Here is a 14891-nt window from a genome sequence, read left to right as displayed (position 1 = left end):
GCGCGCGGATGAGCATCCGGTCAGCACGCGCGGGAGTGGCGGTGACGGGAGCGACGGGAGCGACGGGAGCGATGGGAGTGGCGGAGCAGAAGCAGGAGCAGGAGCAGGTCGGGTTCGGCGTGCTGGGGCCCGTGACGGCCTGGGACGCCGCCGGTGACCCGATTCCGCTGAAGGGGCCCCGGCACCGCGCCGTGCTTGCCCGGCTGATCGTCGCCCGCCGCCGCGTCGTCCCGGTCGGTCGGCTGGTCGAGGAGCTGTGGGTGGCGCCGCCGCCGGGGGCGGTGGGGGCCGTACGTACGTTCGTGGCCGCGCTCCGGCGCGCGCTGGAGCCCGAGCGCCCGCCGCGCGCGCCCGCGCGGCTGCTGGTCACGGAGGGCCCCGGGTACGCGCTGCGCGCCGGGCCGGACGCGGTGGACGCCTGGCGGTTCGAGAGGGCGGTGGCCGCCGCCTCGGAGCTGCCGTCGGGGGACGCGCTCGTACGGCTCGAAGAGGCGCTCGGGTGGTGGCGCGGGCCCGCGTACGCCGAGTTCGCCGACGAGCCGTGGGCGCGCGCCGAGCGCTCGCGCCTCGCGGAGCTGCGGCTGCACGCCGTGGAGCGGCGGGCCGGTGCGCGGCTGGCGCTCGGCCTGGCCGCCGCCGCGGTGCCGGATCTCGACGCGCATGTCACCGAGCACCCCTGGCGCGAGGACGCCTGGCGGCTGCTGGCGCTCGCGCTGTACCGCTCCGGCCGCCAGGGCGACGCGCTCGCGGTGCTGCGCCGGGCCCGTACGCTCCTGGTCGAGCAGTTGGGGGTGGATCCGGGCCCGGCGCTGCGCGCGCTGGAGGCGGACATCCTCGCCCAGGCTGACCACCTCGGCGCCCCGGCGGACCACGGCGCCCCGGCCCCGGTCCCGGGTACGGCCCCGGTCCCGGTCCCGGGCACGGCTCCGGCCCCGGCCTCGGCCTCGGCCTCTGTGTGGGCGGACGCCGCCGCCGCGTACGACCGTACGGTGTCGGCCGGCGCCCGCGCCCGCCTGGAGTCCACCGTGGGCCTCCTGCGCGGCCTCGCGGTGACCGGGGGCGGCGGCCTGGAGGCGGCCCGCAGCCACCGGGTACGGGCCATCGCGGCGGCCGAGGAGCTCGGCGACGTGGAGCTGACCGCCCGCGTGATCGGCGCGTACGACGTCCCGGCGAACTGGACCCGCTCCGACGATCCAGGCCAGGCGGCCCGCGTCGTGTCCGCCGCCGAACGCACCCTGGCGGCGCTCGCCTCGCTTCCTTCCGCCGCCAGCCACGGGCCGGCCCGCGCCCGGCTGCTGGCGACGATCGCCGTGGAGTCGCGCGGGGGCGACCGGCGGGCGGCGGGGCCCGCCGCCAGGGAGGCCGAGCGGATCGCCCGTGGGCTGGACGATCCGGCCCTGCTGGCGTTCGCCCTCAACGGCGTGTTTATGCAGACCTGCCACCGCGCGGGCCTCGCCCCGGAACGGGACGCGGTCGGCGCCGAGCTGATCGCGCTGTCGGCCCGGCACGGCCTCGTCGGCTTCGAGGTGCTCGGCCATCTCGTCCGGCTCCAGGCGCGCGGTGCGCTCGCGGACTTCGCCGGAGCCGACGCCCACGCCACCGCCGCCGACCGGCTGGCCGAGCGCCACGAGGTGCCGTTGGTGGGCGTGTTCACGCGGTGGTACCGGGCGTTGCGGCTCGCCGCGACCGGCGGGGCGACGCCCGCCGAACAGGCGGCGGCCTACCGCGCCGCCGCCGTCCGGCTCGACGGCGCCGGCATGCCCGGTCTGCGGGACGGCCTGCTCGCGCTCGCGCTGCTCAGCATCGACGTACGTACGGCGCGCGGAGAGCCCCCGAAGCTCACGGACGACTGGGGCCCCTACGCCCCGTGGGCGCGGCCTCTCGCCCTCCTCGCCCAGGGCCGCCGCGACGACGCCGCCGACGCGCTGCGCCGTACCCCCGAACCCGCCCCCGACCTGCTGTTCGAGGCGATGTGGTGCCTCACCGCACGGGCGGCGCTCGCGCTCGGCGACCGGGAGGCGATGGCGCGGGCGCGGCGGGCGCTCGCCCCAGCCGCCGGGGAGCTGGCCGGGGCGGGCAGCGGGCTGCTGACGCTGGGTCCTGTCGCCGGGTGGCTCGACGCGCTCGACGACGCGCTCGACGACACGCTGGGGTCCGGGCCGTCCGCGTAGTAACCCCGGTCGCACACGCGGTACACGCCGTACACGCCGTACACGCCGTACACGCCGTTCGCCCGGCAGGACGTACGTCCCAGTAGCCCGTAGTCGTACCGCCGTAGTCCCTGGGACGGACGGGCGAGGATCCCCTTCTGTAGGGACGACCACGCCCCGTCGCCCCGCCTACCGTGGCAGCGTGACCGAGACAACCACCGGGGAGACCCGGAGCCCTGAGTTCCACCTGGCGGCCAGGGCCTTCGCCGGCCTGCGCCAGGACCTCATCCACGATGCCTTCGCGTACCGCCCCCTGCGTCCCCTGCGCACGCTCGGCCCGTTCGACCGGCTGATGCCCGGCCGGATACGCGCGGTCGCCGTCTGGGTGCCGCACGCGGTGATCGTCTTCGGCGCGCTGATGGTGTTCGCCGTGTCCACGCCGCACGTCGGCCTGGTGCTCGCGCTGATGATCACGCTGCCGGTGCTGCTGACCATGGCCCGCCCGGTCGGCGCGTGGTGGCTGTCGCTGGCGGCCTCCGGAGTGGTGGGGATCCTCAGCTACGGTGACTGGCCCTGGTCGGTGTCGACCTTCGCCGGATATTTCGTGGTGATCGTCACCGTGGGCGCCCGCAGCCGGCCGCGCACCGCCGTCTGGATGTGGTCGGTCACGGTGGTGTACTCGATCTTCGTGGGGGTGCTGTTCAACCGCGGGTACGCCACCGGCGGCAATACGGTCCCCATGGTCTTCCTCACCGCGATCGCGCTGCTCTCCGTGAGCATGGTGCACGTACGGCGCGAGGCGGAGCACCAGGTCGCGGAGCAGCAGAGCGTCACCGCCGTCGAACGCGGCCGGCGCACGCTGCTGGAGGAGCGCACCACCATCGCCCGCGAGCTGCACGATGTCGTCGCCCACCACATGTCCGTGGTGGCGATCCAGGCGGAGGCCGCGCCGTACCGGGTGGAGAATCCGCCGCCCGAGCTGGAGCAGGCGTTCGTCACCATCCGCGAGAACGCCGTCGCCGCGCTGACCGAGCTGCGCCGCATCCTCGGTGTCGTACGGGCCGACGACTACGAGGCACCCGACGCCCCGCAGCCCACCCTGGCCGAGCTGGATGGGCTGCTCGACAACGTCCGTGACGCCGGGCTGACCGTGGAGAAGGCGGTCACCGGCGCGGTACGGGAGCTGCCGCAGGGCGTCGAGCTGTCGGCGTACCGCATCGTCCAGGAGGCGCTGAGCAACGCGCTCCGGCACGCGCCGGGGTCGAGCGCGCGGGTCGAGATCGGTTACGTACTCGGCGGGCTGGGGCTGCGGGTCGTCAACACCGCGCCGCGCGGGCTGGTCAAGCCGTCGCCCGGGGCCGGGCACGGCATCACCGGGATGCGGGAACGGGTGTCCATGCTGAACGGTGAGATGACCGCGGAGTCCACGGGGGACGGCGGCTACGAGGTCGCGGCGTTCATTCCGGTGGCGCTGGTGAAGGAGGTGGACGCGGCATGAAGGACGCGCCGACGGACGGCACCGCCATGGTCGGCACCGCCAACACCATCAAGGTGCTGATCGTGGACGACCAGGTGATGGTCCGCGAGGGCTTCTCCGTCCTGCTGAACGCCATGCCGGACATCGAGGTCGTGGGCGAGGCGGTGAACGGCCGCCAGGCGGTGGGCCGGGTCGCCGCGCTCCGCCCCGACGTGGTGCTGATGGACATCCGTATGCCGGAGCTCAACGGCATCGACGCGACCCGCGAGATCGTCGCGGCGAACGCCGACGCGAAGGTGCTCGTCCTGACCACCTTCGACCTGGACGAGTACGTCTACCAGGCGCTGCGCGCGGGCGCCTCCGGCTTTCTGCTCAAGGACGCCTCGGCGCGCCAACTGGCAGACGGAGTAAGGGTGGTGGCGTCCGGCGAGGCGCTGCTGGCACCGGCGGTCACCCGGCGCCTCATCACCGAGTTCGCCCGGCTGGCCGAGATGCCCAAGGCGCCCACGATGGCCCGGATCGGGGAGCTGACCGAGCGCGAGACGGAGGTGCTGGTGCTGATCGCGCAGGGCCTGTCGAACGCGGAGATCGCGGAGCATCTGGTGGTCGCGGAGTCCACGATCAAGACGCATGTGAGCCGGATCCTGGTGAAGCTGGGCCTGCGGGACCGCACGCAGGCGGCGGTGTTCGCGTACGAGGCGCGGCTGGTGACGCCGGGGTGAGGTGACGCCGGGGTGTGACGGCCGCCGGGTGATCACTCACATGGGTGATCACACCGGCATATGCCGATGCGCCCGCCGTCCGTATCGCCATGCTGGCATCCGTCTGACAGGAGGTGCACGATGACAGTTATGGCAGAGCGAACGTCGAAGGTTACGCCGCGGATGTCGGTGGAGGAGTTCGAGAGGATCGCCGAGTTCGCCGCCGTGGAGTCCGAGAGCGTCAGGCTGGAATTCATCGGCGGGCGAATCGGAGTCAAGAAGATGCCGGACGGGGATCACGGCACGATCATCATGTGGCTGATTCGGCAGTGCATGCAGTTGAGGCCGGATCTGGACCTCGACAACATGCAGGGCCTGAGAGTGGGCAAGTACCGCAAGGGACGCGCCCGGCCGGACGGTGCGCTGGCACCCGTCGGGCACTTCGAGGGGCAAGGGGAGTGGGCCGACCCCGACGGTGTGCTGATGGTCCTGGAGGTCACCTCGTTCGACTCGGACACCCACAGCCGGGACCGCAAGGAGAAGCCGTCCGCCTACGCGGATGCCGGTATCCCGGCGTACCTGCTGATCGACCGGGATGATTTCACCCTCACTGTGCACAGCGTTCCGGACGCGGCGACCGGCGCCTACCGCCACCGCGAGACGGTCGCCTTCGGGGAGCGGGTCGTCCTGCCGGACCCCATCGGTATCGAGCTGGACACCGGGAATCTCAAGAGATACATGCGCTGACGGTAGTGGCGCCGGGGTTGAGGCGTGGCGGGGGTGTGACGGCCGCCGGGTGATCACTCACATGGGTGATCACACCGGCATATGCCGACGCGCCCGTTGTCCGAATCGCCATGCTGGCATCCGTCTGACAGGAGGTGCACGATGACAGTTATGGCAGAGCACGGGAGTTACCTGTCCGCCGAGGAGTTCGAGAGGCTGGCCAAGCTCGTCGAGAAGGAATCCGACGCCGTCAGGCTTGAATTCATCAACGGACGGATCGGGCTCAAGTACATGACGGACGGTGATCACAGCGAGATCATCAGGTGGCTTCAGAAGCGCTGTATGCAGGCCCGGCCGGACCTGTGGCTGTACGCCGGCGGTGAGATCGGGCTGCTGGTCGAGGCGTACCGGAAGGGCCGGGCCAAGCCGGATGCCGTTCTCGCGGCGGAGAAGGCATTCGTCGGGCAGGGCGACTGGGCCGACCCGGCGCTGTCGCTGATGACGGTCGAGGTCACCTCGTACGACTCCGATACCGACCGGCGGGACCGCAAGGAGAAGCCGGCCGCCTACGCGGCGGCGGGCATTCCCGTCTATCTGCTGATCGATCGCGACCATCACACGGTCAGCGTGTTCACCGAGCCGTCGGCCGACGGCTATGGCTACTGCCAAGTGGCCGACTTCGGCAAGAGAGTGACGCTTCCCGACCCGGTCGGCGTCGAGCTCGACACCGAAGAGCTCAAGGAGTACGTGCGGCGCTGACGGCGGCGGGAGCGCCAGGAGAAGCGGGAAGCCGCGGGGGCGTGACGCGGGGAGCCGCGGGGGCGTGACGCGGGGACCAGGGGCGTGACGCGGGGAAGCCGCAGAGGCATGAAACCGTAGGCGGAACCCCCGTACCGGCCTACGGTTTCATGCCTCTGCGGTCCCCGTGTGTGCAGGTTCCCTGGCTGGTCAACCTCACGGACCACTCTAATTTCGCTCGACCCCGGAGTCGTTGACGATCTGTCCACGACCTCTTGATCAGGAGTCCACAATTCGGCTGAGTACGGCCGCGCCGGTGAGCGCCTCGTGCCGGCACTCGCGCGGGGAGACCCCGTACTCCGTCCGGAACGCCCGGCTGAAGACGGCGTAGTGGGCGAAGCCCCAGCAGGCGGCGATCTGCCCGATGGGCACGGTGGCCTGCGACGGGTCGGTGAGATCGCGCCGGGCGCGTTCGAGGCGCAGCCGCCTGATCCACGCCGACACCGTGGTCTCCTCGCTCCGGAACAGCCCGTGCAGATAGCTGCTGGAGATGTGGTGCGAGGCGGCGACGGCGCCGGCCGTGAGGTGCGGATCGCCCAGGTTCTCGCGGATGAACGCCTTCACGGAGAGCGCGAGCGCGCGCCTGCGCGCGTGCGGCGGCAGTTCGTCCTCCGCCTCCATGCCGTGCGCCAGCGTCGCGACGAAGAGATCGAGCAGGATGTCGTTCAGCCGCGACGCCTCCGCCGAGCCCGCGCGCGGGACGTCACGGGAGATCCGGGTGAGGAAGTCGGCGAGATACGCCCCGATCCCCTCCCGGCCGGACAACTGCCGCGCCAGCAGCCGCTCCACCCGGACGGTGGGCAGCGGCACGAGCTGCTTGGGGATCTCCAGACCGATGCCCCGCATATTGCTCCCGGGGGTCCGGCACACGAACGGGCGGTCGGTGTCGACCACGTACATCTGACGCCGGTAGTGCACGCTCCGGTGGGACATCTGCTCCACGTCCACCCGCCCGCTCAGCGGCAGGGAGAGATGGTAGAGCCCCGGATCGGAGCGCCGGATCATCCGGTCCGTGCGCACCATGTGCACCGACGGCAGCTCGATCGGCCACACCACGGCGGAACCTGCGGAACCTGCGGAACCTGCGGAACCTGCGGAACCTGCGGAACCGAGAGGGATCACCCGCATCTCCGCCCGGAAGTCCCCGGCGGTCGGCGAGCGCAGGTCCATCGGGCACACGGTCTCCGCCATGAGCGCGCACCAGTAGGAGAAGCGGTCGGACACCGGTATGTCGTCGCTACGGAACACCGTCTCTGTCGTCATGTGTCTGTGTCACCTTGGTGGGGCCAGTGGTGCCGGGGCGGGCAGGGGCGCCGGGGACAGCGGCCCGGCGAGCCGCTCCAGGTAGGTCCGGGTCTCCGGATCGCCCGGGTTGATCTGCCGGAACGGGTGCCGGGGCCACAGCGGGCGTCCGTCGATCCACGGTACGACGGTCGGCGCGGCGTCCAGCCAGCCGTGCAGCTCCGCCGTCCCCACCGGCGCCGCCGGCAGCCCGGTCCACGGCCGCCCGGCCGGGCCCGGCGCGAGGATCCCGAGCAGGGCCTCGGGGCGGTCGCCGTCGCCGCCGTGCGCGGGGAAGAGCAGCAGAACCGGCCCGCCGCTGTCCGGATCGTGCAGCAGGACGTACCGCCTGGGTACGGGTACGGGCGCGCGCCCGGCCAGCTGGAGCCGCCGGGCGGTGGGCGCGCCGTACCGGAGGAGCCGGTGGAGGGAGTGCAGCCCGACGGCCGTGAAGAACGCACAGAACACCACCCGCTGGAGCCCCAGCGCCCACCCGCCGCCGTGCACGGCGAACCCAACGCCGGCCTGCGCGACAGCGCCGCCGAGCCCGAGGACGGTACCGGCCAGCGTCGTAGAACTCCGCAACGTCCGCACCCGCCACCACGGCACCTCCCGGATATCCCGCTCCGGCCGCGCATACCGCGCCCCCCACCGATTCCCGGCCCGGGGCGGCGGCACGGGCACGTGCAGACGGCGGGCCTGGGCGGCGAAGACGGCGAAGGTGAGGAGGGTGGGGGATTCGGGTGTTGCGGGTGCTTCTGCTGTAAGCGTCGCGGGGGCTTCGGGCGCTGCGGGCGCTGCGGGGGCTGCGGGCGCTGCGGGCGCTTCAGGTACTTCCGGCGCTACGGGCACCTCGGCCCCCGCCGCCGCCCCCGCCGCTGCTCCCGCCTCCGCTGCCGCCCCCGCCCCCGGCCGGTCCAGCAGTCCGGCCCGTTCCGCCGCTCGTACGGCACGGCGTCGGGTCAGGGGGCTGCGTACCGGGATCGCCCAGACCACTTCGCCGCCGCCCGGCGGTGCCAGGACGCCCGCGCCGGCGCCTCCCTTCGCCGGGTCGCCGCACCACCACAGGAGCCCGACGGAGAGCGGCTGGACCAGCGCCAGCCGGCGTGCCGTCGCCACCACGGTCATGGGCCGCAGCCCGTCGGTCGCCGGATCGCGCAGCACCAGCAGCGCGGGCCGCGATCCGCGCGGTACGGCCGCGACGACGCAGGTCGTCCAGCGCGCCGCCGCGAGCCGGCGCCGCATCAGCCGCGACAGCCACAGGGCGCCGAGCGCCCGCACCAGCAGGGCGACGGAGAGCCCTGTGAGGCTCCCGGTCACTTCGAGCACCCAGTCGTCGAACCCCTTGGCCCGCGCCGTCGCGGCGATCACCGTGAAGCCGATGATCAGGGTCACGCTGACCCTGATCCACAGGGCTGCGCGGGCACGGTGGCGGGCCTGCGCGGCGGCGGTGGCGGCGAGACCGAGCGCGGCTCCGGGCACCGGGCCGCCGCCCGGTGCCTGAGTCGGGCCGCCGCCCGGAGCCGGTGCCGGAGTCGGTGCCTGAGTCGGCTCCGCCGGTTCGGAAGATCTGCCGCTGCTGTCCCGCATGGTGAGCCCCCGTGATGTCCGGGCGCCGTACCGCCCGCGTACCGCTACCGCCCGCTACCGATCCGGCCCGAGGCTACCGGGCGCCGGTGCGCGGCCGGTGCCCACCGGGAGCATCAGCCCCCACGCCCCCGGACGCAGCGTCCACGTCCGCGTCCGTACGGGCCCGGTGACCCGGGCGTCCGCGCGGTAGCGGAAGTCCGCGCCCGAGACCGTCACGGACAGCGCGCTCGCCCGGAGCGGCTCCGCCGACGCGCGCCGGCGGATCACGACCTCGGCGCGCCCGTCGCACGACCGCACGGTCACGTCCTCGACCGGTTCGTCCAGATCGCTCAGCAGGACCCCGTCCGCCTCGACACGCAGCCGGTGCGTATGGCCGGATATCGCCTGCGGAACGGGGCGTACCAGCGTACGGACCAGGGAACGGCACGTGTGCCACATGTGCGCGGCGGCGGGACCGACACCGGAGGCGGGACCGACACCGGAGGCGGCGCCGGAGCCCGTACCGCCCGAGCCCGTACCGCCGGACGCGGACGTACCGGAGGAGCCGGGCGTACCGGAGGAGCCAGGCGTACCCGATGTACAGGGCGGCCCGGACGCGCCCGTCTGTTCATCCCACCCGTCCCAAGCGCCGCTCCCGTATCCGCCCCCGTGTCCGCTCCCGTATCCGCCCCCGTGTCCGCTCCCGTATCCGCCCCCTCCCGTCCCCGGCAGGGCCGGGATCCGGAGGTCTCCCAGCACCACCCCGTCGCTGTCGTCCACCAGCAGATCCAGCCGCCGCACCGCCCCGTCCAGCACCGCCCGCGCCGCCGCCACCGCGCCCGTGGGCACGCCGAGCGAGGCCGCCAGCTCCACGGACGCGCCGATCGGTACGAGCGAGAGCGCGCCCGAGGACAGCTCGCGCTCCCGGTGGAGCAGGGCGACCATCCGCATCAGCGCCCGGTCGTCGCCGACCAGCACCGGGCGCCGGTTCCCCCGTCTGGCCAGCGCCCGCGACAGCTCCTCAGGGCCCTCGGGGAAGCAGAGTTTGACCGCCGCTCCGCCGCTCAGAACATCTTTCGCGATCCGCACGGATTCGCCGTCGGTCCGGCCCGCGACCGGGTCGATGACCACCAGAAGCTGCTGCGCGCCGTTCTCGGCGGGCTCTGGAGCCGACACCTCGGTCCTTCCTCGGGTAGCATCTTTGTGCAAGAGCCCCTTGCGCTATTGCGCCAGGGGCTTCGTCTATTCCGGGGCATCCGGTTCGACGGTCAGATCTGTGTCGTACAACGCGCCGTACTTGTCGTACAGCGTGTCGTACAGCGCTCTCCGTGACGTACAGCGTTGTGCGCCGCCGCCCTGACCTTGGACATGCCCCGCCCGGAAGGGGTGTACGCCTGTGCCCGCACTTGTGCTGCTCGGTGCTCAGTGGGGTGACGAAGGCAAGGGAAAGGCCACCGACCTGCTCGGTGGATCCGTGGACTATGTGGTGCGCTACCAGGGCGGCAACAACGCCGGTCATACGGTCGTCGTAGGCGACCAGAAGTACGCACTGCATCTCCTCCCTTCCGGAATCCTCTCCCCCGGTTGTACCCCGGTGATCGGTAATGGAGTGGTCGTCGACCCGGCCGTCCTGCTCTCCGAGCTGAGTGGGCTCAACGAGCGTGGTGTCGACACATCCAAGTTGCTGATCAGCGGTAACGCCCATCTGATCACGCCGTACAACGTGACCGTCGACAAGGTGACGGAACGGTTCCTCGGCAAGCGGAAGATCGGCACGACCGGCCGTGGCATCGGCCCGACGTACGCCGACAAGATCAACCGGACCGGCATCCGCGTCCAGGACCTCTACGACGAGTCGATCCTGACGCAGAAGGTCGAAGCGGCGCTGGAGTCCAAGAACCAGCTGCTCGCCAAGGTCTTCAACCGGCGGGCCATAGAGGTCGGCCAGACCGTCGAGGAGCTGCTGAGCTTCGCGGACCAGCTCAAGCCGTACGTTTCGGACACGACGCTCGTCCTGAACAACGCGATCGACGAGGGCAAGGTCGTCCTCTTCGAGGGTGGCCAGGGCACACTGCTCGACGTCGATCACGGCACGTACCCCTTCGTCACGTCCTCCAACCCTACGGCGGGCGGCGCCTGCACGGGCGCGGGCGTCGGACCGACGAAGATCAGCCGGGTCATCGGCATCCTCAAGGCGTACACCACGCGCGTCGGCGCCGGTCCGTTCCCGACCGAGCTGCTCGACGAGGACGGCGAGGCGCTGCGCCGCATCGGTGGCGAGCGGGGCGTCACGACGGGCCGCGACCGCCGCTGCGGCTGGTTCGACGCGGTGATCGCGCGCTACGCGACACGGGTCAACGGCCTGACGGACTTCTTCCTCACCAAGCTGGACGTGCTCACCGGCTGGGAGCAGATCCCGGTGTGCGTGGCGTACGAGATCGACGGCCGCCGCGTCGAGGAACTCCCGTACAACCAGACCGACTTCCACCACGCGAAGCCGGTGTACGAGTACCTGCCCGGCTGGTCGGAGGACATCACGAAGGCCAAAACCTTCGCTGATCTCCCGAAGAACGCGCAGGCGTACGTGAAGGCCCTGGAGGCCATGTCGGGCGCCCCGATCTCGGCGATCGGTGTGGGTCCGGGCCGTACGGAGACGATCCAGATCAACTCCTTCATCTGAGCTGAGCTGAGCTGAGCTGAGCTGACCGTACGCATGAAGGCCCGGACCGCGCGGTACGCGGTCCGGGCCTTCATGCTGTTCGTGCCGCCTACTTCAGCAGGTACGCCTTCTCGATGGTGACGTTGTAGGTGTTGCCGTTCTTGTCGGTCAGCTTCGCCTTGAAGGAGACGGACTTCGCCGTCTTCGGATGGCTCAGCTTCAGGCTCTTCTTGCCGTTCTTCGCGGTGGTGACGGGGGCCTTGCTCCACTTCTTGCCGCCGTCGTAAGAGACCTGCACGGAAAGGGACTTCAACTTCGTGGCCGCCGGACCCTGGATGGTCAGCGGGACCGTGAACTTCTTGCCCGCCGGGGCGGTGCTCGCCAGGCTCAGCTTCGGGACGAAGCGGACGGTGGAGAGCGGCAGGTTCACGGACTTGCCGGCTGCGGGCTTCTTCGAGGTGAACGCCCAGTCCGCGACGAGGCGGGTGGTGACACCGGCGACCTTGGTGGAGCGGGTCGCGTCCGTATAGATGCGGTACTTCGCGGACTTGGCCGGCAGGCCGGAGACGCCGTCGTCGCCGCAGAGAGCGCTCACTGCGGTCTTCGAGCCGTTGACGGAGATGAAGCTCCGCTGCTTGGTCGTCAGCGACAGGCCCTCGTTGCCGGAGCCGTCCGTGAACTCGGGTACGCAGAACCACAGGTCATTGCCCGACCGCCAGGCGTTGCTGTACTTGCCGATCCTCGGGCTGAACACACCGACGTTGAAGGTCCGCTCGTACGTCTTCTTCGGCTGGTAGACCTTCTCGCCGTACTGCGTGAGCATGAGGTCAAGTTCCGGGGAGTTCTTGCTGACGTTCTGCCCGGCCGCGAAGCTCCATGCGATGCCCTTGCCACCGGAGACGTAGGTCTTCGCCGTGGCGGGCAGGGCGAACGGCCTGCTGACCGTCTGGTAGCCGTCCTCCGACGGCAGCTCCCAGGTCGGCGAGATCGAACCGAAGCGATTCTTGGTGGAGGAGCCGATCTTCAGCTTCACCAGGGCCAGTTCACTCTTGGTGATCTTGTGGGAGAAGCCGGTGTACAGCGAACCGGTGCGGCGGTAAAGCACGTTGTACGTAGTGCTCCCCTTCTGCCAGGTGCCGCCCAGCTGCGCACCGAACTCCTTCGCGGGCAGCGCCGGGCCGACATGGCCGGTGCGGAGTCCGTCGAACGAGAGGAGGTCCACCACGCTCGCGAAGAAGCGGCCCGCCGAGCTGTGGTCGTAACGCACGTACGTATGAACGCTCTTGGCGGACTCCGGCGCCGTAATGCTGACCGGCTTCGCCTTGCGGGCGTCGAAGGTCACCGTGGTGTTCTTGGCGACGGTGAGCTTGGGCTGCATCATCAGCGCGACATCCGGTTCGGCCTTCGCGCCCTTGGGCGTCTGGACCTGCGACTCCACCGCGTACGTACCCTTCGGCACGCGCAGCTTGACGACACCGTCCCCGTCGGTGTCGTACCGCTCGTTCCAGAAGTCGTTGGCGAGGCTGTAGACCGTGCTGCCCGACTGCGAGGGCCTGCCCTTGGTGTCGAGGTACTTCAGGGTGAGCTGGTACGACTCGGTTTCGAGCTGCGCGGCGAAGGCGGTACGGACGGACTGGCCGCCCACGGTGGCCTTCGCGACGACCGCGCCGGCGTAGCCGCCGCTCGCGCTGCCGCTGATGTTGTTGGCGCTGATGCCGACCCGCGCGGTGCCGCCCGCCGGGACGGTGACCTGCTGCGCGCCGAGGGCGAAGAAGCCGGCCGGGGCGGCCTTGCCCTTGGGCCCTGTCGCCTCCAGCGACAGATCGAGGGTGACCGGGCTCGTACCGTCGTTGCGGTAGGTGACCTGCTGGGTGACCGGCTTCGTGTGCGGCCACAGCAGGGTGCCGAAACTGACCGAACTCCGCTCGCTGACGACGGTCTGCGTGATCGCCTTCGTCAGGTCGGCGCGGCCGGTGCCCTGCTGGTACGGGGTGAGCCCGGCGGTGGGCTTGGCGGAGGAGACCAGCGCCTGCTTGATGCGCGCCCCCGTCCAGTCGGGGTGCTGCTGGGCGAGGATGGCGGCGGCGCCCGCGACATGCGGGGTGGCCATCGACGTACCGGACATGGACACGTAGCCGTCGGCGGCCGGGGTGCCGTCGACGCCCTTGGCGGCCTTCGCGGCGACGATGTCCACACCGGGCGCGGTGATGTCGGGCTTCAGCGAGCCGTCGGCCGTCGGGCCCACGCTGGAGAAGTAGGCGATCTTGTCCTTGCTGTCGACCGCGCCCACGGTGAGCGCGGAGGCCGCGCTGCCGGGCGAACCGATCGTCTCGGCATCGGGGCCCTCGTTGCCGGCGGCGATGACGAAGAGGATGTTCTTCTCGGCGGAGATCTTGTCGACCGCGGTTTCGAGCGGATCGGTCTCCGAGGTGTCCTCGCCGCCGAGGCTCAGGTTGGCTATGCGCGCACCCTGGTCGGCGGCCCACTGCATGCCCGCGATGATGCCGGAGTCGTCACCGAACCCGTCGTCGTCCAGCACCTTGGCGTCGAGGATCTTCGCACCGGGCGCGACCCCCTTGTACTTCCCGCCCGACTTCGCACCGGAGCCCGCGATGGTCGAGGCGACGTGTGTGCCGTGGCCGACGTGGTCGACGGTGTTGCCCGAGCCCGAGAAGTCCTTGCGGAGGACCGAGACGCCCTTGAGGTCGGGGTGCGTCTGGTCAACTCCGGTGTCGAGGACGGCGACCTTCACGCCCTTGCCGTCGTACCCGGCCCCCCAGGCGGTCGGCGCGCCGATCTGCGGGACGCTCTTGTCGAGGAGCGCCTTGCGCTTGCCGTCCAGCCACACCCGCTCGATCCCGGGGGCCGCTTCACGGGCCTCGCTCCGCGGATCGCCTTCGGCGGTGAGGGCCTCCCAGACGTCGGCGGACTCGTCCTTGGGCGCGGTGAGCGCCTCGCCGCGCACGGCGGGGAGAGTACGGCGGACGGAGATGTCGGCGTCGGCGATGGCGGCCTTGGCGTCGGCCTTCTGGTTGGCGTTCTTGGCATACGAGACGATGAGGGGGAGCGTGGCGCGGTGCGCGTCGTCGTACTGGGCCTTGAGCAGCCCCGTCACGTTGAACAGGCGGCGGTCCAGGCGGCCTTGGCCGACGAGGAGGGACGCGTCGGAGGGCAGGACGTAGGTGTCGTCGCCGATCTGCCGGATGGTGATCCGGACGCTCTCACGTCCTTCGCCACGCTGGACGCGGACCACTTTCCCGTGGGTGTCGATGTGGACCTGGTCGCCGGTGATGAGTGTGACGACGGAGGTGGTGCCGTTGCCTTGCGTCCCGAATGCCTTGACGGCGCTGGTCTCCGTTGCCGTCTCCGTTGCCGCTGTCGCGGTGCCGGAGAGGGTGCCGGACGTGAGCCCGGCTATGAGGAGGGCGGCGATGGTGGCCGCGCCGGCTCTTCTGTTGTTTCCGTGGCTGAACAAGGTTCCCCACCCTTTGAGTTACTGAATCGGACGGAATTACGGGTGCCCCCACACC

10 protein-coding genes are annotated in these 14891 nt (G+C 71.3%); 6 read left to right on the top strand and 4 right to left on the bottom strand.

The window, feature by feature from the left end:
- Nucleotides 1-77 precede the first annotated feature (77 nt).
- The 5 genes from AB0389_RS15910 to AB0389_RS15890 all read left to right on the top strand — a co-directional run bounded on the left by AB0389_RS15910 (nt 78) and on the right by AB0389_RS15890 (nt 5813).
- A complete protein-coding gene (locus tag AB0389_RS15910) occupies nt 78-2171 on the top strand; it encodes a BTAD domain-containing putative transcriptional regulator (protein ID WP_366395975.1) in 2094 nt (697 codons plus the stop codon).
- Between the two features lie 181 nt (nt 2172-2352).
- Nucleotides 2353-3648 (top strand): histidine kinase, encoded by a 1296-nt coding sequence (locus tag AB0389_RS15905; protein WP_366395974.1) that lies wholly within the window; start codon nt 2353-2355, stop codon nt 3646-3648.
- The gene (locus AB0389_RS15900; protein ID WP_366395973.1) at nt 3645-4349 is read left to right on the top strand and encodes a response regulator transcription factor; all 705 of its coding nucleotides are present in this window, start codon (nt 3645-3647) and stop codon (nt 4347-4349) included. Before AB0389_RS15905 ends, AB0389_RS15900 begins: the two co-directional genes overlap by 4 nt.
- Before the next feature lie 120 nt (nt 4350-4469).
- Nucleotides 4470-5075 (top strand): Uma2 family endonuclease, encoded by a 606-nt coding sequence (locus AB0389_RS15895; RefSeq protein WP_366395972.1) that lies wholly within the window; start codon nt 4470-4472, stop codon nt 5073-5075.
- Nucleotides 5076-5216: 141 nt separating this feature from the next.
- Nucleotides 5217-5813, top strand: coding sequence for a Uma2 family endonuclease (locus AB0389_RS15890; protein ID WP_366395971.1), 597 nt, complete (start codon nt 5217-5219; stop codon nt 5811-5813).
- A 258-nt stretch (nt 5814-6071) separates the two neighbouring features.
- Here AB0389_RS15890 and AB0389_RS15885 read toward each other — a convergent pair whose 3' ends face one another.
- The 3 genes from AB0389_RS15885 to AB0389_RS15875 form a co-directional block, all read right to left on the bottom strand.
- Nucleotides 6072-7115: an AraC family transcriptional regulator gene (locus AB0389_RS15885; protein ID WP_366395970.1), complete on the bottom strand. Its 1044-nt coding sequence runs from the start codon at nt 7113-7115 to the stop codon at nt 6072-6074.
- Between the two features lie 9 nt (nt 7116-7124).
- Complete coding sequence (locus tag AB0389_RS15880; protein ID WP_366395969.1) at nt 7125-8615, bottom strand: hypothetical protein; 1491 nt, start codon at nt 8613-8615, stop codon at nt 7125-7127.
- Between the two features lie 162 nt (nt 8616-8777).
- Nucleotides 8778-9878: a diacylglycerol kinase gene (locus AB0389_RS15875; protein WP_366395968.1), complete on the bottom strand. Its 1101-nt coding sequence runs from the start codon at nt 9876-9878 to the stop codon at nt 8778-8780.
- Between the two features lie 220 nt (nt 9879-10098).
- On the opposite strand from AB0389_RS15875, the gene AB0389_RS15870 reads away from it, so the two are divergent.
- On the top strand, nt 10099-11382 hold the full coding sequence (locus AB0389_RS15870; RefSeq protein ID WP_366395967.1) for an adenylosuccinate synthase: 1284 nt from the start codon (nt 10099-10101) through the stop codon (nt 11380-11382).
- A gap of 88 nt (nt 11383-11470) precedes the next feature.
- Here the strand turns inward: AB0389_RS15870 and AB0389_RS15865 are convergent, their stop codons facing one another.
- Nucleotides 11471-14836 (bottom strand): S8 family peptidase, encoded by a 3366-nt coding sequence (locus tag AB0389_RS15865; RefSeq protein ID WP_366395966.1) that lies wholly within the window; start codon nt 14834-14836, stop codon nt 11471-11473.
- Between the last annotated feature and the right edge of the window lie 55 nt (nt 14837-14891).

Origin of the sequence: Streptomyces sp. NPDC093109, from assembly GCF_040701725.1 — a bacterium.
GTDB lineage: Bacteria > Actinomycetota > Actinomycetes > Streptomycetales > Streptomycetaceae > Streptomyces.
This window is presented reverse-complemented; position numbering and strand designations above follow the sequence as displayed.

Coding starts and splice junctions, on each gene's coding strand:
- AB0389_RS15890 (WP_366395971.1), top strand. CDS start 5,217: ATGACAGTTATGGCAGAGCACGGGAGTTACCTGTCCGCCGAGGAGTTC.
- AB0389_RS15895 (WP_366395972.1), top strand. CDS start 4,470: ATGACAGTTATGGCAGAGCGAACGTCGAAGGTTACGCCGCGGATGTCG.
- AB0389_RS15900 (WP_366395973.1), top strand. CDS start 3,645: ATGAAGGACGCGCCGACGGACGGCACCGCCATGGTCGGCACCGCCAAC.
- AB0389_RS15885 (WP_366395970.1), bottom strand. CDS start 7,115: ATGACGACAGAGACGGTGTTCCGTAGCGACGACATACCGGTGTCCGAC.